16 protein-coding genes and 2 tRNA genes are annotated in these 17,920 nt (G+C 28.8%); 12 read left to right on the top strand and 6 right to left on the bottom strand.

Features of this window, described 5'->3' with window-relative positions:
* Positions 1 to 2 precede the first annotated feature (2 nt).
* Entirely contained in the window at positions 3 to 512 is a 510-nt protein-coding gene (locus ACOQN8_RS03540; RefSeq protein WP_420551631.1) for a GTP-binding protein, read from the top strand.
* Here the strand turns inward: ACOQN8_RS03540 and era are convergent.
* Entirely contained in the window at positions 509 to 1,390 is an 882-nt protein-coding gene (gene era, locus ACOQN8_RS03535) for a GTPase Era (RefSeq protein ID WP_235273537.1), read from the bottom strand. The genes ACOQN8_RS03540 and era overlap by 4 nt on opposite strands.
* A 142-nt stretch (positions 1,391 to 1,532) precedes the next feature.
* Between era and ACOQN8_RS03530 the strand changes: the two genes are divergently transcribed.
* A tRNA-Met gene (locus ACOQN8_RS03530) sits at positions 1,533 to 1,605 on the top strand.
* Between the two features lie 258 nt (positions 1,606 to 1,863).
* Positions 1,864 to 2,544 carry a hypothetical protein gene (locus ACOQN8_RS03525; RefSeq protein WP_420551630.1) on the top strand — a complete coding sequence of 227 codons (681 nt, stop codon included), beginning with the start codon at positions 1,864 to 1,866 and terminating at the stop codon, positions 2,542 to 2,544.
* Positions 2,545 to 2,683: 139 nt separating this feature from the next.
* Here the strand turns inward: ACOQN8_RS03525 and ACOQN8_RS03520 are convergent, their stop codons facing one another.
* Both ACOQN8_RS03520 and ACOQN8_RS03515 read right to left on the bottom strand, forming a co-directional pair.
* A complete protein-coding gene (locus tag ACOQN8_RS03520) occupies positions 2,684 to 2,839 on the bottom strand; it encodes a hypothetical protein (RefSeq protein ID WP_420551629.1) in 156 nt (51 codons plus the stop codon).
* Between the two features lie 167 nt (positions 2,840 to 3,006).
* Positions 3,007 to 3,159 carry a hypothetical protein gene (locus ACOQN8_RS03515; protein WP_420552804.1) on the bottom strand — a complete coding sequence of 51 codons (153 nt, stop codon included), beginning with the start codon at positions 3,157 to 3,159 and terminating at the stop codon, positions 3,007 to 3,009.
* 290 nt (positions 3,160 to 3,449) lie between these two features.
* Between ACOQN8_RS03515 and ACOQN8_RS03510 the strand changes: the two genes are divergently transcribed.
* Both ACOQN8_RS03510 and ACOQN8_RS03505 read left to right on the top strand, forming a co-directional pair.
* On the top strand, positions 3,450 to 4,205 hold the full coding sequence (locus tag ACOQN8_RS03510; RefSeq protein WP_272151739.1) for an energy transducer TonB: 756 nt from the start codon (positions 3,450 to 3,452) through the stop codon (positions 4,203 to 4,205).
* A gap of 32 nt (positions 4,206 to 4,237) precedes the next feature.
* Positions 4,238 to 7,156, top strand: coding sequence for a TonB-dependent receptor domain-containing protein (locus ACOQN8_RS03505; RefSeq protein ID WP_420551628.1), 2,919 nt, complete (start codon positions 4,238 to 4,240; stop codon positions 7,154 to 7,156).
* Positions 7,157 to 7,372: 216 nt separating this feature from the next.
* Here ACOQN8_RS03505 and ACOQN8_RS03500 read toward each other — a convergent pair whose 3' ends face one another.
* A complete protein-coding gene (locus ACOQN8_RS03500; protein ID WP_420551627.1) occupies positions 7,373 to 8,941 on the bottom strand; it encodes a BspA family leucine-rich repeat surface protein in 1,569 nt (522 codons plus the stop codon).
* A 196-nt stretch (positions 8,942 to 9,137) separates the two neighbouring features.
* On the opposite strand from ACOQN8_RS03500, the gene ACOQN8_RS03495 reads away from it, so the two are divergent.
* Together ACOQN8_RS03495 and ACOQN8_RS03490 are read left to right on the top strand one after the other, a co-directional pair.
* Complete coding sequence (locus ACOQN8_RS03495; protein WP_420551626.1) at positions 9,138 to 11,045, top strand: tetratricopeptide repeat-containing sensor histidine kinase; 1,908 nt, start codon at positions 9,138 to 9,140, stop codon at positions 11,043 to 11,045.
* 1 nt (position 11,046) lies between these two features.
* Complete coding sequence (locus ACOQN8_RS03490) at positions 11,047 to 11,685, top strand: response regulator (RefSeq protein ID WP_420551625.1); 639 nt, start codon at positions 11,047 to 11,049, stop codon at positions 11,683 to 11,685.
* A 70-nt stretch (positions 11,686 to 11,755) separates the two neighbouring features.
* Here the strand turns inward: ACOQN8_RS03490 and ACOQN8_RS03485 are convergent, their stop codons facing one another.
* Positions 11,756 to 13,165 carry an MBL fold metallo-hydrolase gene (locus tag ACOQN8_RS03485; protein ID WP_420551624.1) on the bottom strand — a complete coding sequence of 470 codons (1,410 nt, stop codon included), beginning with the start codon at positions 13,163 to 13,165 and terminating at the stop codon, positions 11,756 to 11,758.
* 119 nt (positions 13,166 to 13,284) lie between these two features.
* Between ACOQN8_RS03485 and ACOQN8_RS03480 the strand changes: the two genes are divergently transcribed.
* From ACOQN8_RS03480 to ACOQN8_RS03470, 3 genes are all read left to right on the top strand, one after another.
* On the top strand, positions 13,285 to 14,247 hold the full coding sequence (locus tag ACOQN8_RS03480; RefSeq protein ID WP_420551623.1) for an isopenicillin N synthase family dioxygenase: 963 nt from the start codon (positions 13,285 to 13,287) through the stop codon (positions 14,245 to 14,247).
* A 34-nt stretch (positions 14,248 to 14,281) separates the two neighbouring features.
* A complete protein-coding gene (locus ACOQN8_RS03475; RefSeq protein WP_420551622.1) occupies positions 14,282 to 15,235 on the top strand; it encodes a sterol desaturase family protein in 954 nt (317 codons plus the stop codon).
* Positions 15,236 to 15,378: 143 nt separating this feature from the next.
* Positions 15,379 to 15,451: transfer RNA gene (locus ACOQN8_RS03470), tRNA-Met, on the top strand.
* Positions 15,452 to 15,508: 57 nt separating this feature from the next.
* Here the strand turns inward: ACOQN8_RS03470 and ACOQN8_RS03465 are convergent.
* On the bottom strand, positions 15,509 to 15,754 hold the full coding sequence (locus ACOQN8_RS03465; RefSeq protein WP_420551621.1) for a hypothetical protein: 246 nt from the start codon (positions 15,752 to 15,754) through the stop codon (positions 15,509 to 15,511).
* A 229-nt stretch (positions 15,755 to 15,983) separates the two neighbouring features.
* Here ACOQN8_RS03465 and ACOQN8_RS03460 point away from each other — a divergent pair, with 229 nt between their 5' ends.
* Together ACOQN8_RS03460 and ACOQN8_RS03455 are read left to right on the top strand one after the other, a co-directional pair.
* The gene (locus ACOQN8_RS03460; protein ID WP_420551620.1) at positions 15,984 to 16,610 is read left to right on the top strand and encodes a hypothetical protein; all 627 of its coding nucleotides are present in this window, start codon (positions 15,984 to 15,986) and stop codon (positions 16,608 to 16,610) included.
* An 81-nt stretch (positions 16,611 to 16,691) separates the two neighbouring features.
* Complete coding sequence (locus ACOQN8_RS03455; RefSeq protein WP_420551619.1) at positions 16,692 to 17,918, top strand: T9SS type B sorting domain-containing protein; 1,227 nt, start codon at positions 16,692 to 16,694, stop codon at positions 17,916 to 17,918.
* The last annotated feature ends 2 nt before the right edge of the window (positions 17,919 to 17,920 follow it).

The following is a 17,920-nucleotide window of genomic DNA, read 5'->3' as shown; positions in this document are numbered from 1 at the left end:
ATATGGATGATAAATTGTATAATCAGGTTTTTCTAAAACCAAGATTTCAAATTGAATTTGAGATGAATTCAGAGGTTTTATTGGGTGAGATTAAAAAGAATTTATCTGAAGTATCAAAGTACAGAACCAAACTTGTAGACAACCATTTGGTGATTGATGTTCCTGATAAAGAAAATCATTTTTGGTCACCACAGTTACATATTGAAATTGAAGATGTAACTGATTTAACTTCTAAAGTTAAAGGGTTGTTTGGCCCGAAACCTCAAGTATGGACACTCTTTATGTTTTTGCATTTTTTTGTGGCTACTGCTTTTCTAATTTTCGGAATTATAGCTTACAGTAATTGGTCGTTAAACAAATCGTCAATATTACCTATTGTAATGTTGGTTGTATTACCTATAGTTTGGGTGTTGTTATATTTTGTGGGAACCATAGGTAAAGCCACTGGTAAAAAGCAAATGGATGAACTGAAAGATTTTACAAAAAAACTATTAAAAGAAGTAAAAGGTTAATCTTTATAACCAAATCGTTTTAATTGTCTTTCATTAGAACGCCAGTTCTTATTCACTTTAACATATAAATCTAAAAACACTTTTTTATCAAAAAACTGCTGTAAATCTTTTCTTGCTTCAGTACCTACACGTTTTATGGCTGTTCCTTTATGACCAATAATAATACCTTTTTGGGTTTCGCGTTCAACCATAATTACAGCACGAATTTTTATGATTTTTTCTTCTTCTACAAATTCTTCTGTTTCTACTTCAACTGAATATGGAATTTCTTTTTTGTAGTGTTGAAGAATTTTTTCACGAATTTTTTCATTCACAAAAAAACGTTCAGGTTTGTCTGTTAATTGATCTTTTGGATAAAAAGGTGGAGCTTCAGGAAGTAATTCTATAATTTTATAAAAAACAGTTTCAACATTAAATTTCTCTAACGCTGAAATTACATAAACAAAAGAATTAGGTACCTTGTTTCTCCAATAGGCGATTTTCTCTTCAACTTCTTCTTGTGAAGATTTATCAATTTTATTTAATAATAATATAACTGGAATTTTACTATTAATAATTTTATTAAAGAAGGCTTCGTTTTTTAATTCTTTTTCTCCTACTTCTACCATGTAAATTAAAACATCAGCATCTTCAAAAGCAGATTTTACAAAATCCATCATAGAAGCTTGTAATTCATAGGCAGGTTTAATAATTCCAGGAGTATCAGAGAAAACGACTTGATAGTCCTCATTATTTACAATTCCTAAAATTCTATGTCGGGTTGTTTGTGCCTTAGAAGTAATAATTGATAGTTTCTCACCAACCAATGCGTTCATTAAAGTTGATTTTCCAACGTTTGGGTTCCCGATAATATTTACAAATCCTGCTTTATGTGTCATGTTGCAAAGATAAGCTGTTTTAAGTTAGAAATGTTTGTTTTTTATATGGCTGTTCTTGTTGTAGTTAACAGTTTTATTAATTTAAATGTTACTTTTTGTTTGGTGATAAAGAATAAAAAGCTGTATATTTGCAACCGCAAATCGCGGGATAGAGCAGTAGGTAGCTCGTCGGGCTCATAACCCGAAGGTCACAGGTTCGAGTCCTGTTCCCGCTACTAAAAAAGAGCTTCAAGAGATTGAAGCTCTTTTTTAGTTTAATATGGTTCTATATTGTTTGTTATAAATTGTAATTATTGAGTGTATATAAAGTTCTATAAACTAAGTTAAGGTTTAAATAATAACTATCTGTATCTTTTTAAAAGGCGTTTACAACTCTCTCTTAAATGTTATTTCATTTTTTTATTATATTTAATGATAATAAATTTTAGCCAGATACGGCATAAATATTTTGATCAATCAAAACTTAAATTTAGATGGTACGACAAGAAATACAACATTCAGATTATCGAATTAGAAAACTCATAGGTCTCTTGGGTTTATTACTCCCATTAATTTTATTATTCTCAGGAGGTGAATTATTATCTTCTATGAGTCATTATTACTATAAAACTTTATCGTCTTTATTGTTTATAATTATATTATCAACTTTTGGATTATTCCTAATTTCTTATAAAGGCTATAAAATTGATAAGGAAACAGAAAAAATAAGTGATGACTTTATAACAAATATAGGAGGTATTGCGGCTTTAATTGTTGTGTTTGTTCCTACACATTGTTCTGGTAGTAAGAGTTTTTTTATAGATAAATTATGTAGTAATAATTTATTACCACTACTAGGGCATAATAACGATTTTAAAACATTTATTCATTTATTGTCTGCTGGTATCTTTATTCTATCAATGGGCTGGGTGTCTAAATATAAATTTACTAGAGGAGAAAATAAAACGTATAATAAGGTTTATCGTTTATGTGGAAATATTGTTTTCGGGTCAGTAGCTATTTTAGCTATAATAATGATAATTAGTTTGTTTAAAAAGGAATTTCAATTAACAAATTACGATGTGTTTATTTTTGAAACAATAGCAGTAATACCATTTTCTATTTCTTGGTTAATAAAAGGACAAACCATTAACTATTTAAAAAATATATTTTAATTTAAATAATTTCTTGGCATTCTATTTCGAGGGAATTCATTAAACCATTCATTGTTAAAATAATTCTTATTAAGTTAATTTGCTTTATAAAGAATCTCTTTTAGTATTCTGTATTATCACATAATCTTTATTAATTGATTTACTCGAATGAATCAATCTCTATCGAATTAATTTCTTTAGGAATATTTCTTCCTGCTCTACGATCTTTAGGAAAATAATCCCTTCTATTTTGTTTGATTATCTTCGATAATGGATTGATGATAAGCAGTTTTACTATAGTTAAAAAACTCTTCAAAATTGTATAAAATAGAAAGTTGTGAGTTAGCAATGGAATACTTTCCTAATAAATGTTTATTATTTTTACTTTCTGAACCTAATTAGAGAAAATAGATATTGCTACTGCTACGCTTTACCTTTTTCTTAATTTATTGACTAGATATGTTTCTGTTATTTTCATCTACCTCAAAGGCAATGTAACTTGCTCTCCTTAGCTTTGCTAAAAAGATAGTTATTAAGTTTTCTAGAACTAGAATGTGATTTTTTTACTCTATGTTCATTACTATCCCAGAATTTAATATCTATTGATTGATTTGTATGGATATACTTTGCCTTGATGTTGTTAAAATTGTAGAAAAGTTTTCAATTTAGGACGCATAAGGTTTATAAAATCAGGATTAATTGTTTTTTTAGAATAAAGTTGTGGTATTGGAAGTTTAGGTAGTGGGAAAAAGGAGGGGGCGGGTATCATGTTGTTTTACAGGTATGTATGGTTTGCTGTGATTCATGAATTTATTTGTAATCTAAAGAAAGAGCAAAGAATGTTAATTTTAAGGAGTCTATAAAAGTTTTTTGTATGTTTGCGCGCTTAAAAAAAGTATACTCGATTTTATAAAATTCCCCTTAAAATGAAAATAAAATTTTTTATTGTACTTGTCATGCTTTGTGTTGTAAATTTTTATGGACAACAGGAAGTATGTGAGTCACCAGATGAATCAACTATAGATGTAAATAGTATCACAAAATGTACTATCGAACCCATTAAAAATTCTAAAAAAAACTCTAATAGGCAAATCAAAGTTAAAGTTTCTGCAAGTAAACGATTTTTAAAAAGAAGAAAAATCGCTAAAAAGAGAGTGGCTCAGAATATTGAGTCTGTTAAAACTGTTGGAGTTAGTCAAGTTAATAGTATTTCAGAAGTAGCTGAGATAATTCAGAAAGATAATCCAGAAGATAAGGCTGTAACTTTAAAAAATAGTATAACAGCTTTAAAGGAAAGGTTGTCAAAGGAGGAAGTAGAAAAGGCTTTGAAACTTTATTACGTGGATAAAATACCTACTTTTAAAAATTGTGGAGAAGTTAAAAAAAATGATGGATTAGAGTGTTTCAATACTGAAATGATTAATCATATTAATAAGCATTTTAGTTATCCAAGTGAAGCTGTGAGGAATCAAATTCAAGGAGAAGTCTGGGTTCGTTTTATTATTGATAAAAATGGATATGTAACTAATGTTAAAACGCTAGGGCCAGACAATGGTGAGTTACTCAACGAAGAAGCTAAAAGAGTTGTTGCTAAGTTACCACGATTCAAACCTGCTAAAAACGAAGGAGAACTAGTGTCGGTTAAATATGGTTTTCCTATTAATTTCTCATTAGAAGAATAATTCAAAAATTTTATTACAATAAAACTAAAAAAATGATAAAAAAGCAATTACTTGTAATTGTTTTTACTTTTGTTGTGTTTATAAATTACGCACAAGTAAAAATAAATGGAGCCGTTTACGATGAATATTTAGAACCATTTTATAACGCAAAAATTACAGATGGAAATAAAGTAACTACATCAAATGGAGAAGGTGTTTTTTCAATTTTATCAGATGGCAATTATCCTAAAACTATTAGAGTTTCTGCTTTTGGATATAAAACAGAAACAATTGTTGTTACTTCAGAGAAAACAGTAAACATTATTCTTAAAGAGAATATTTTATTAGATCAAGTTGTAGTTTCAGCTTCAAGAGTTCCAGAAAGAATTCTTGAATCACCAGTTACAGTTGAAAGATTTGGAGCGGCTGAAATAAGAAAAACTGCGTCTAATTCTTTTTATGACGGATTAACCAATTTAAAAGGAATCAACTCAAGAGAGGTAAGTTATGGTTTCAAATCAATAAATTCTAGAGGTTTTGCTGATTTTACAAATACTAGGTTTGTACAATTAATTGACGGTATGGACACGGCTGCTCAAGCATTAAGTTATAGTACAGGTAATTTTTCAGGAGTATCGGAGTTAGATATTCAAAGTGTAGAAATATTACCAGGAGCATCTTCTGCTTTATATGGAGCAAATGCTTATAATGGGATTATGCTTATGAATACCAAAAACCCATTTGATTATACAGGGATTACTACTATGTTTAAAACTGGATATACAAGTCAAGACATAAGTGGTAATAACCCTTTTTATGATGCATCTATTAGAATGGCGTATAAATTTAGTGACAAATTTGCGGCTAAAGTTAACGTGTCATATTTTTCTGTTAAAGAATGGTCTGCTGCAGATTATAGAAATAAAGAGATTGATTCTAACGAGTTAATTGACGGTACCGAGTCTACCACTCCTCAATACGATGGTGTTAACACTTATGGAGATGAAGGATTTCAAAGCTTAGGTTTAATAGATCAAGTTAGTCTTAATTTAGGTATACCTAGAACTCTACTTTCAAGAAGACAAGGATATACTGAAAGACAACTTATTGGAGGAGATTTTACATCTAAAAATATACGATTTTCTGGGTCGTTATACTATAGACCATTTGGGGATGAATCTTTAGAAATTCAATTGACATCTAGACTTTCATTAAGAGATAATTTGTTTCAGGGTAATGATACTCGATTAGTTCAGAGAGATTATTATATAGGGCAACATAGATTAGAAGTAAAAGGAGATAATTTTTATGTTAGAGGATATTATACTTCTAATGATTCTGGTAGAAGTTATGACTTAGTAAGAACAGGAGGTAATATTCTTAATGAAGCTGGAGTTTTTTATCGTAGATATGCTGAGGATTTTTATGAAAAATTTTATGATCCTTTGAACCCAACCTCTATAAGTGAGGCAAGAAAATATGCTTTTAGGAATGCTTTTGTGCCAGGGACAGAAGAATTTAATCGTTCTCTAAATCAAACAACAAGTACTTTAATTTCTAATGGAGGAAGTGCTATTTTTGAGAAAAGTAACTATATTCATGCTGATGGAAATTATAATTTTAAAACCCTTTTAAACAATTGGGCAGATGTACAAGTAGGAGCATCTTTTAGGAAGTTTAATCCAAATTCTAAAGGTACCCTTTTTAATGATGGTAAGGAGAAAATTAAATTGAATGAATATGGTTTTTATACTCAAATTCAAAAAAACATATTAGATGATAGGTTAAAATTTACTGGATCTATCCGTTATGATAAATCAAGAAATTTTAAAGCTAATTATTCACCTCGTATTGCCATCAATTATTCTTTAGGAGAAGAAAAAAATCATGTGTTAAGAGCATCTTATCAAACAGGTTTCCGTAATCCAACCTTACAAGAACAATACTTATTTTCTCAATCAGGAATAAAAACTAATGTAGGTACTGTTGGAGAAAATTTAAATAGAATTTCTTACGGAAATATTCCTTTCTGGGATTTTGATCCAGCTGTTGGTTGGGTATTAGATACTAGAACTATGAATGGTAATGAAATTTTAGATAATGCACTTTTAACCAAAGCTTATTATACTGAAAATATAGCTGATCGTAAATACATTAAATCTGATTACAAATCTGTAGTTCCTGAAGTTGTTAAGACAATAGAGTTAGGTTATAGAAGTATCTTACGTTTAAATAATAAGACTAATTTAGATTTAGATTTTAATACTTTTTATAGTAAGCATAATGACTTTATTTTTACACAAGATGTTGTAGTTCCTAATGCAGGAAAAGTTTTTCCTTATGGAAATAGAAAGTTATCTAACCAAGAAATTGCTGATATAACAACTAGTCCAGATAGTTTTTTAAGTAATATTCAAGATAATGTTGTTGTTTTAGATCAATTAGCTGCTATTTCGTTTAATGATGCGATGTTTAATGGAGTAGCTCAACCTTTAGGAGAGAGCTCTGGAGTACGTGAATTTAATATTGTAACTAATGCAAAATCAATAGTTGATTCTTATGGTTTTGGTATAGGGATGCATACAAGATTGTTCAAAAATTATGATGTAGGTTTAAACTATAACTTTATTGATTTTACTTTTGATGATAGAGATAATGGTTTCTTTGAGCCAAACTTTAACGCGCCTAAACATACAGTAAAGGTACAGTTTGGTAATGAAAAATTATTTAAGAATTTTGGGTTTAATATTGATGCTAGGTGGCAAGATAAATACAGATGGGTATCTACTTTTGTTAAAGGAGATGTTGATGCCAGAACAGTAATTGATATGCAGTTAAATTATCAATTACCATCTATAAAATCAAGAATTAAAGTTGGTGGAACAAATTTATTTGGAAAAGATTATTTTGTAGCCCCAGGTTCTGGTCAAATAGGACAGTTATATTATATTTCTTGGGTAGTTAATAATTAGTACCTAATTTTTTTAATAAATATTAATTAAAGTACACGAAAGCTTATAAGACTTTATATATAACAAAATAGTAAGGTTTTGAGTCTTTTGTAAAACTCATAAAACAAAGGTATTGGTTTGAGTCCAGTTCCTGTTACTAAGTAAAAAAGCTTCACAGAAATGTGAAGCTTTTTTATGTAAATTATGATTTGATGAAAGATAATTTTGAATTAAAACTTAATTACAAGTTATTCCAATATCATAGTTAAATTCCCATCCGTAATTATTAGTTAAGTTTTTTCTAGCATTTACGACATTAACATTGTCATTGCAAAACTCTAATCCTTTAGCGTTGAATTGTAATCCATTTGGAATTTGAGCTAATTGACTCCAGCCAATAAGCGTCTTTCCATAGTTTTCTTTTGATAGACCTGAGTTTATAAATAAGTATTGTCCTTTGTTAGTTTGTAAGTTTTTAATATTCCATTTACCTAAGTCTTGATCAAATACTTTAGCGTTTGAAAAGATATAGTTCATGTCAACTACTGAGCTTACATCCCAAGTTTCTAGTGGTTGATTAAAAGATTCGGTATTAGAAAACATAGCCGATATATATTGAACTTTGCTTACATCCCAATTACTTAAATTCTGATTAAAAGATTTAGCTCCTCCAAACATATTTCTCATATATAATACGTTGCTTACATTCCAATTATTAATATCTCTGTTAAAATCTGTTGTGTTCACAAACATATATCCCATGTTTGTTACATTTTTTACATTCCATTGATCAATATTTCCATTGAATTTTACTGAACCAGCAAACATTGATCTCATATTTGTTACGTTACTTACATCCCAATTATTTAAATCTTGATTGAAAATTAAAGCACCTTCAAACATGTGACTCATATCTTTTACATTGCTTACATTCCAGTTATTTAAGCTTTGGTTAAAAGATTCTGTTCCTCCAAACATGCTTGACATATTGGTTATGTTACTTACATCCCAATTGTCTATAGCTCCATTAAATAAACTGTTTTTATAGAATAATTGAGAGAGAGAAGTTACTTTAGATAAGTCAGGAGTGTCTTGAGCATTATATTTCATGCTACCCCAACCAAAGAATGCATATTCTAAAGATTCCCATTGTATTGTTCCCCATTGTTCAATACTATTAAGATGATATCCAATAGTATTAGACCCTTTTACAGTACTGGTTAAAAAAGGATATTTTCCTTTAATGGCAACAGTGTATATTCCGGGTTTTTTAAATACATGAGTTGGGTTTGAAATGGATAGTTTTTCAATGGTTCCATCCCCCCAATCTATTGTATAATCAAAAGTATAATCTTTTGTTTCTCTATTTATTACTAATGAGGCATTAGCTTTGGTTATTTTCCATGTAAGGATAAAAGATTCAGGATCTTCAAATAATGTTTCAATAACGTTTTCTACCTTAATTAAAATTTTTTCTTCAACTATTTCAGTCCCATCTGTTACACTTATGGTTATGGTATGTTCTTGAGTGGTTTCATAATCAAGAGTTTTTCCAGAAGATAAGCTCAATATTCCTTCTTTTGTTATTTCAAATAAATTATTGTTGTTGGTAACAATTTTAAAAGTAAGTTCTGTATTTTCTTTATCATTTGCTATTATTTCTCCTATTGTTTCAGTATCAGTTATACTTTCTTTTACAATGAAAGTTTGACTTTTTATAATTGGAGGAGTATTTATAACTGAAGTGTCATTACAGCTTAATAAGGTTAATAAAATAAAGGGGACTAGTTTTACAAGAGGTTTCATTTTTATTCTAGTTATCTGTTTTTTTGGTAAAATTAGTGCGCTTAATGATTCTAAAAATCATTAGAAATGAGTATTTTTAGATTAAAACTTAAGGAAATCAAGATGCTTTGAGTTAAACAAAAAATCTTCTTTGTACTTTTAACTATAGGTTAAAAAAACAGTTTAAATGACAAGTGTTGACAAAAGGGAGAATGTTATGAAAATAGTAATACTTATTGTTTTTATAACTTTTAATTGTTTTTCACAAATAAGAACAGAAAAGGATGCTTTATTGGATACTTTATATTCTTATATGTTAAAGAATAAAGATAGAGAGTTTCGTGAAAAGATATATGATTTTTTACTTAGAAACCCTAATGATACTGCAATCAATATAAAGACATTTAATCTTTTAGGGCAATTTCATAATAGAAAAGATAATTTAGACTCTGCATCGTATTACGCAAATAAAGTATTGAGGCTTACAAAGGATAAAAAAGATACTTTTAATTTATCGAGAAGAGCTGGAGCATTTATGACATTAGGTGTTTTAAATAAGAAAAAAGGCCTTGTTGAAAACGCTGTGAAATGGCATATAAAAGGAGTGGAAGCTTCAATGAGAGCAAATGATAGTTCATATTTGTTTATACATAAGCATGGGTTGGCTGAAATATATAGAAATAGAAAGGAGTATGATAAAGCTCTTGAGTTATACGAGTTTTGTTTATTGAATAAGTATAATCCAGATGTAGTATTAGGTTCTTATATAAATATAGGCGTGTTGTTGGCAGAGCAAAAGAAAATTGAAAAGTCTGAGTATTATTTTAAACAAGGGTTATTCTTAGCGAAGAAAGCTAAGAATTTAGTTGCAGAAGCCATTATCTATTTAAATTTAGCTGAAAATTACCATTATGAGTTTGAAGATTATGATAAAGCAATCGTTAATTACAATAAGGTTATAGAAATTTCAAAAGCAAACAATTTTATTTATTATCAATCTATGGCAGAGATAGGGATAATAGGTGTTTACATATTGCAAAACAAATTGCTTAAAGCAGAGAGAGAATTAAGTAATAAATTAACACTTGCTAAAGAGAAGAAGTTATTTAAACTTCAAAATACAATTTATGAGAATTACGAAAATCTATATTTAAAGCAAGGAGATTATAAGAAAGCATTCTTTTCTATAAAAGAAAAAGTAAAATTATTAGATTCTGTTCAAAAAATACAGAGGAAAGAAGAAATAAGAGTATTAGAAGCTAAATTTAATTCAGAGCAAAAAGAACGAGAGTTGGTTTATTTAAAAAACGAGAGTAAACTTAGAGAGAATGAATTGAAAGTTTTGAAGAAGAATAAAAAATTGATAACTATATTCTCAATTGTTTTTTTTGTTTTAATGTTAGTAATAATCGTTGTTTATTATCAAAAATGGAGGATTCAAAAGAAAACCATTGTTAAGCAAGCTGAATTAAATAAAGAAAAGGTACTATCTATTTTAAAAGACCAAGATTTGAAAATAGTTAAAGCAAACTTGAAGGGGCAACTAAAAGAAAGAAAAGAAGTAGCTAAAGAACTACATGATAATTTAGGGAATACTATAGCGGGTATTAAACTTCAAGTAAATGCTATAAAAACAAATAATTTACAGTTAGATTCTGTTATCGAACAATTAGATGATTTATATGGTGTTGTTAGAAGTTTTTCGCATGATCTTTTGGTGAAGAAATATGTGAAAGACAATTATGTAAAACAAATAAAAGGCTATTTAACCGAAGTAGGTAAGGCAAGTAACATAAAAACATATGTACATTTATTTCCTGAAGAAGAAATAAATGAATTGGATGTTGATTTACAATATGATTTTTTTTCTATGATTCAAGAGTTGGTGACTAATACAATAAAGCATGCTAACGCAAATCAGGTAAGTTTAGAAATTAACGTTTTAGAAAAAAGTTTGAATATTATTTTTGAGGATGATGGAATAGGCTTTATCCCAAATAAAAAAGTAGCAGGAATAGGCTTAAAAAATTTAAAAGATAGAATAGTTTCGAAAAAAGGAAGTATTAACATAGATAGCTTGATGGGGAGAGGCACGATTATTAATATAGAAATACCAATGCAATAAAGTGAGCAAAATAAGAATAATAATAGCTGATGATCACACTCTCTTTTTAGAAGGGTTAAAAAATTTATTACGAACAAATAACCAGTTTGACGTTGTAGATGCTGTAAATAACGGAATTGAATTATTAAGTGTTTTAGAAAGAGTAAAAGTAGATATTGTTATTCTTGATATTAGCATGCCAGAAATGGATGGCTTAGAAACATGTAAAATATTAAGGAATAAATATCCGAATATAAATGTTTTGATATTAAGTACTCATAATCATATGCAATTAGTTACACGTCTAATAAAACAAGAAATAAGAGGGTATTTATTAAAAAATATAGTGCAAGAAGAGTTGTTTATTGCACTAGAGGAGATTTATAAAGGTAATACATATTTTGTCAAAGAAATTGCAGATAAAAAAACAGAAAGTGAAAGGAGAATAAGGGTAAATAAAAACAATATAACAGAGTTAAGTAAGCGAGAAAAAGAAATTCTGTTATTAATTGTAGAAGAATATACAACTCAAGAAATTGCAGATAAAATGTTTATAAGTGTTAACACTGTTAATACACATAGAAGAAATTTATTATCAAAATTAAATGTTAAGAATACTGCAGGATTAGTGAAATATGCCTATGAAAATGGAGAGATATAGTTGCTAGGCTTTTTATTTTTAATATAGAAAAACTGATTCTTTAACATTCTAAAGAATCAGTTTTTTACTATTAATGACAAAGACAAGTAGGGCAGTTTTTCCTACATTTCTCAAGTGGAATTGTGCTTTTTAAAATTTCAGAAAATCCACCATTAATATTAGTTAGTTTAGAGAATCCATGTTGTTTCAAAATTGAAATAGCAATTACTGAACGATATCCGCCAGCACAGTATATAAAATAAGATTGGTTTTTATCTAGTTTGTTGAATTGACTTTGAATATTACTTAAAGGTAAATGAATAGCGTTTTTAACAAAGTTGTCATTTATTTCTCCAATACGTCTTACATCAACAAAAGAATTATTTTCAAGTAATTGTAGAGAATCAGCATCTATACAATCAATTGATTCGGTATTATGTTTACTTTTTAACCAAGAGTTTATTCCCCCTTCTAAATATCCTAAAACATTATCATAACCAATTCTTGCTAATCTAATTACAGTTTCTTCCTCTTTGCCTTTTGGAGCAACGATGATAATAGGCTGTTTAATGTCTTTTATAAGTTCTCCAACCCAAGGAGCAAAGCTACCTTCTAATCCAATAAAAATAGAATTAGGAATATGATGTTTTATGAAGTCGCTAGTAGTTCTAACATCTAGTATGAGTGCGTTTTTATGAGTTGTATAATCTATAAAATTATCTAAGGAAATAGCTTGAAGGCTGTCTTTTATTATTAAATCTATTGGTTTATTAATTTGTTTGTTCATGGAAGCATTTTTCGGAAAATATTGAGGGGGAGTAGATAAACCGTCCAATACTTGTTTAATAAATTCGTCTTTAGATAAGTTAGGGTCTAAAGCATAGTTTACTAATTTTTGATTAGCAAGAGTGTCGTAAGTTTCAGAACTCATATTTTTTCCACAAGCCGAACCTTTACCGTGATTTGGATAGATAATTATATCTTCAGGAAGCGTCATGATTTTATCATGTAAGGAAGAAAATAGTTTACCTGCTAAATCTTCTTTTGAAACATTAGAAGTTACAGCTAAATCAGGTCTACCAACATCGCCTATAAATAAAGTATCACCGGAGAATAAGCAATGTTCTTTGTCGGATTCATCATATAACAGATATGATGAAGATTCTAGAGTATGCCCCGGAGTATGCAGTAAACGTATAGTAGTATTACCAATTTTAAATATCTCATTGTCTTTTCCTTGATAAAATTCAAAATCAGCAATAGCAGTTGGACCATACACAATAGTAGCGTTAGTTGCTTTGGCTAAGTCTACATGACCAGAAACAAAATCGGCATGAAAGTGTGTTAAAAAGATGTATTTCAGTACTGCTTTATCAGCTTTAAGCATTTTTAAATAAGGAGTTGTTTCTCTTAATGGATCTATTATGGCAGCTTCACCGTTTGAAGATATATAGTAGGTGGCTTCTGCTAAACATTTGGTATATAACTGTTCGATTTTCACTTGTCAAAAAATTTAATCCAAAGTAACAACGAATGCTTGTGTTGTAACATGATAATTATCATGCTTTAATTGATGAGTGTTAAGTTTATTTGTAGCCTGATAATTAATATAAATACGAAGTGGAGAAAAACGAAATTAAAAGAGTTGATTATTTAGATTTTATATCAACAGATGAGAATAAGAGGAAGCAGTTTATTAAGGATTTTGGTGATTCATTTTCTAATATGGGATTTGCAATCGTTGCGAATCATGGTGTATCAACAGACTTAAAAAAAGATTTATACGATACCATCGAAACCTTTTTTGCATTGCCAGATGAAACTAAAAAAGAATTCGAAAACGAAGAGTTTGCTGGGCAACGTGGATATATTTCTAAAAACAAAGAAAGTGCAAAAGGACAAAGTGTACCTGATTTAAAAGAGTTTTTCCATATTGGTCAAGAAGTAGAAGCGATTAATGAATTTAATTATCCAGAAAACATCTGGCCAGAAAATATGCCTGTATTTAAAGAAAAGGGCTTAGAAGTTTTTAAAACCTTAGAAAATACAGGGAAAAATTTATTAAAAGCAATTGCCTTATACTTAGAGTTACCAGAAGATTACTTCAGTGATAAAATAAAAAATGGAAATAGCATTTTGCGTTTATTACATTATTATCCATTATCAGAAGGGGCTATAGTAAAACATAAGGATTCTGTAAGAGCAGCCGCTCATGGAGATATTAACTTAATAACATTATTAATGGGAGCAAGTGCTGAAGGATTGCAAGCACAAACTTTAGCAGGAGAATGGATAGATGTAATGCCAGCTCCAGACGAGATAGTGATTAATGTAGGGGATATGTTGGCACGTTTAACTAATAATAAATTAAGATCAACGATACATCAAGTGGTAAATCCAACCAACTTGGATAAATTAAAGAAGCCAAGATATTCAACACCATTCTTTTTACATCCTAATCCAAATATGGACTTAACTTGTTTAGAAAGTTGTATTACTACTGAAGCGCCAAAACAATATGAAGATATGACAGCAGGAGAGTTTTTAACAGAGCGTTTAGTTGAGTTGGGATTAAAAAAATAGTGATTGAAAAAAGGAGAATTGAAATATGTAGTAGATGTTAGATTATATTATTAATATCATTCAGAAAGGGCTTAATATGCCCTTTTCTTATTTCCAGAACCCAAGTAAGAGAATTTATGTCTTGTACTTATTTACTGCTATGATTCTAGCTCTTTATACCTTTAAAAAAATAAAACCTAAAGTAAATTTTGTTCAATATTTACTTCCTAAAAAAATATGGTTTAGCAGTTCAGCTTTTATTGATTACTATTTAATCTTTATTAATAGCTTTATTAAGTTATTATGCATAGCTCCGTATTTGATATATGGACTTTATATTGCTTTTTATACCAATGAGTTTTTAATCAATCAATTTGGATACCCTAAAATGGCTATAAATAGCATTCAAATTCTATTGCTTTATACATTTACACTAACCATACTTAATGATTTTTTTAGCTTTTTAATACACTATGCAATGCATAAGATCCCTTTTTTATGGGAGTTTCATAAAATTCATCATTCAGCAACTAGTTTAACGCCAATTACACAATACAGGCTTCATCCTGTAGAATTGATTATAAACAATATTAGAGGGATTATTATTTTTGGACTTACAACAGGCCTTTTCGAGTTTTTGTCAGGTAACTCTGTTCATAAAGTCATGTTTTTAGGAGCCAATATTTTTAGTTTTTTCTTCTTCGTTTTTGGAGCAAATTTAAGACACTCTCATGTCAGGTTTACCTATTTTAATTGGTTAGAGTATATTTTTATTAGTCCTTTTCAACATCAAATTCATCATAGTAATAATGAAAATCATTTTAATAAAAATATGGGAGCCAAACTTGCTATTTGGGATTGGATGTTTGGTACTCTAGTACGTTCAGAAGAAATTAAAAAAGTAAAGTTTGGATTGGGGTTAAAAGATGATGAAAATTACAATACATTAACTAAGAATCTCTATAAGCCATTTTCAAATTTATTGCAAAAATTAAAGAAAACTTTTTAATAGAACTTTTTTATAAAGGTATTGTTATGGTAAAATATACTTTATAAATGCTTGTTTTTAATGGTTTTCCATATTTTGTTTGAGAAAAACGGAATTATATTAGGAATTAAAGAATAAAAAGCGTTATATTTGCAACCGCAAATCGCGGGATAGAGCAGTAGGTAGCTCGTCGGGCTCATAACCCGAAGGTCACAGGTTCGAGTCCTGTTCCCGCTACTAGAAACCGATTCATCATTGAATCGGTTTTTTTATGCAAAAATATTTAAAGTTTTACTAATAGATTTTTTTATTCTTTTTTATATAATCAATTTCGTTAATTACTCGAGTATCACATCTAGAAAAAAGAGAAAATTTAAATACTTTTTTAAACCCTATTAGTTTATTATTAGAAAAAACCTCTTCAAAACCAATTTTAGAAAAATATCTATAATGCCCAAGTGTAAAAGTTGAAGGTCTATAAGCTATGGTAAGAGACCATATAATTGCAATAGTGATAAGAAGAGTTGTTGTATTTTTCATTTTAATTTTTTAAATAATAGCTTTTTTCAGTTATATGTTGTAAAAGTATAGGTATGGTTCAAAAAAACAAAGAATTCATTTTATATATGCTTTAAAATAATATTAAGGGTTTTTCCCCTAAATTTTAATTTATTTTTAAAAAAAGTGTACGAATACAGAAAAAAATGTATTTTTGCCGCAAGAGTACTATTTCCCCCCTCAGTTTAATAACAATTATTGTCTATTAAATATGAGGAATTTTGTCTTTATATTAGTATTCTTGTTTTCTGCTTCAGATTCGTTTTCCATAATTGGAAGGCAAATTTTTTCACAAAACAAATCTTCAAAATTAGATGTAACATCGTTTACTAACGATGCCGTTGTTTCAAAAATAAAATTAATTGGAACTTCAGAGACATCAACATTCATTAATAATAACCTAAAAAATGTATTAGCTTTTTATAATATTATAACTAAGGAGTTTTCTTATTGGAAGAAAGTAAAATACATTAAAGTTGACCATAATTATGATGTTCTAAGATTAAGATCTATAGCTACTAATGTTTTTTTAAATTTAAAAAAGGAAGCATTAGCATTTATAGATAAAAAAGAGAATATCATCAATATTAATTCATCAAAAGTAATCACCAACACTATAACCTTACCTAAACAGAATTTCCACGATTCTTTAGTGATTACAATTTTTGGGAAAATGATGGCTTTGAATACCTTAAATCAAAGTGTTTTTCCATACATATCTAGAGTACACTTAACATACTGCCAGTACTTTTTCTCCACTCCTGTACATGCTTTGTTAAAAAAGAGAAATGACAAAGATTCCCTGTTTAATAAGCTAATGTTTAAAGCAAATAGCTAACCTGATGTTTAAGAAATAACAGAATGGTTAAAGGGAAAACCAATTCTGTGTTTCAAAATTTAATTCACTAAAAAAAGAAGAATGAAGAAACTGAGTATGGTCATTATAATTATGGTGTTTATTCGTAGCACTTGTAGTTTTGGGCAAACAATTAACGAAGGAGATTTATACGTTACTCCGAACACAACAATTTCATTAGTTAATGATTTTGAAAATACGAATACAGGCAACTTCGTAAATGAAGGAGAGATGTATGTTTATGCCGATTTTAAAAATGATGGTCTCGTCGATTTTTTAACTCCTAATGGTACGGCTAATTTTATTGGAACGGATTTCCAACAAATTTCAGGAAGTGCAGTAAGTCGTTTTAATAATGTGTTATTTAATAATACATCTAATGCAATTCCATTCCAATTATCAGGAAGATTAAATGTATACAATGAAGCAGGTTTTTCTTCTGGTATTGTTGATAACACAAATTTTAATGGGACGATAACTTTTGAGCAAAATGCATCGCATAGCAATACTTCCAATACTAGTCATGTTGATGGTTATGTACACAAAGAAGGAGATACTGAATTTGAGTTTCCTGTAGGAGATAAAAACTTTTACAGAGCATCAAAAATATCAGCACCTCTTGATACTAGAGAGATTATAAAGTCTAAATATTTCTTAGAAAGCAGTAATACATTATACCCACACAACTTAAAAGTAGGTGTAATTAAATATATCGATACAAATGAGTATTGGGAAATAACACAAGAAAACGGAAATTCTAATGTAATTGTTACGCTTACTTGGAATAACAATACAACTTCTTCTGCTATTACACAGGCAACTTCAAAAACGGCTATACATATAGTTCGTTGGGATCCTACACAGGGGTTTTGGGTAGATGAAGGTGGAATTGTAGATGAACTTACAAATTCGGTAACAACAGTTTCAGAAGCTACAGGTTATGGAGTCTTTGCATTAGCACTAGTTAAAGAAGAGCTAATACTACCAGGTGGTTGTTTAACAGTATACAATGGATTGAGTACTAATGATGATGGTAAAAATGATGTTTTAGAGTTTAACTGTATAGAAAATTACCCAGATAACACAGTTAAGATATTCAATAAATCAGGTGTCAAAATATTTGAAACTAAAGGATACAATAATAAAGATAAATCATTTAGAGGATACTCGGATGGAAGGCTAACTCTAAACCGAAATGACAAGCTGCCAAAAGGAACATACTATTACATTTTAGAATATAAATACAATTCTGAAATGGTAAAAAGAGCAGGATACTTATTTATAAACTAATT

This window comes from Tenacibaculum aiptasiae (genome assembly GCF_965221665.1).
Lineage (GTDB): Bacteria > Bacteroidota > Bacteroidia > Flavobacteriales > Flavobacteriaceae > Polaribacter > Polaribacter aiptasiae.
Note: the sequence above shows the minus strand (reverse complement) of the source record. Positions and strands in the feature narration are given on the sequence as shown.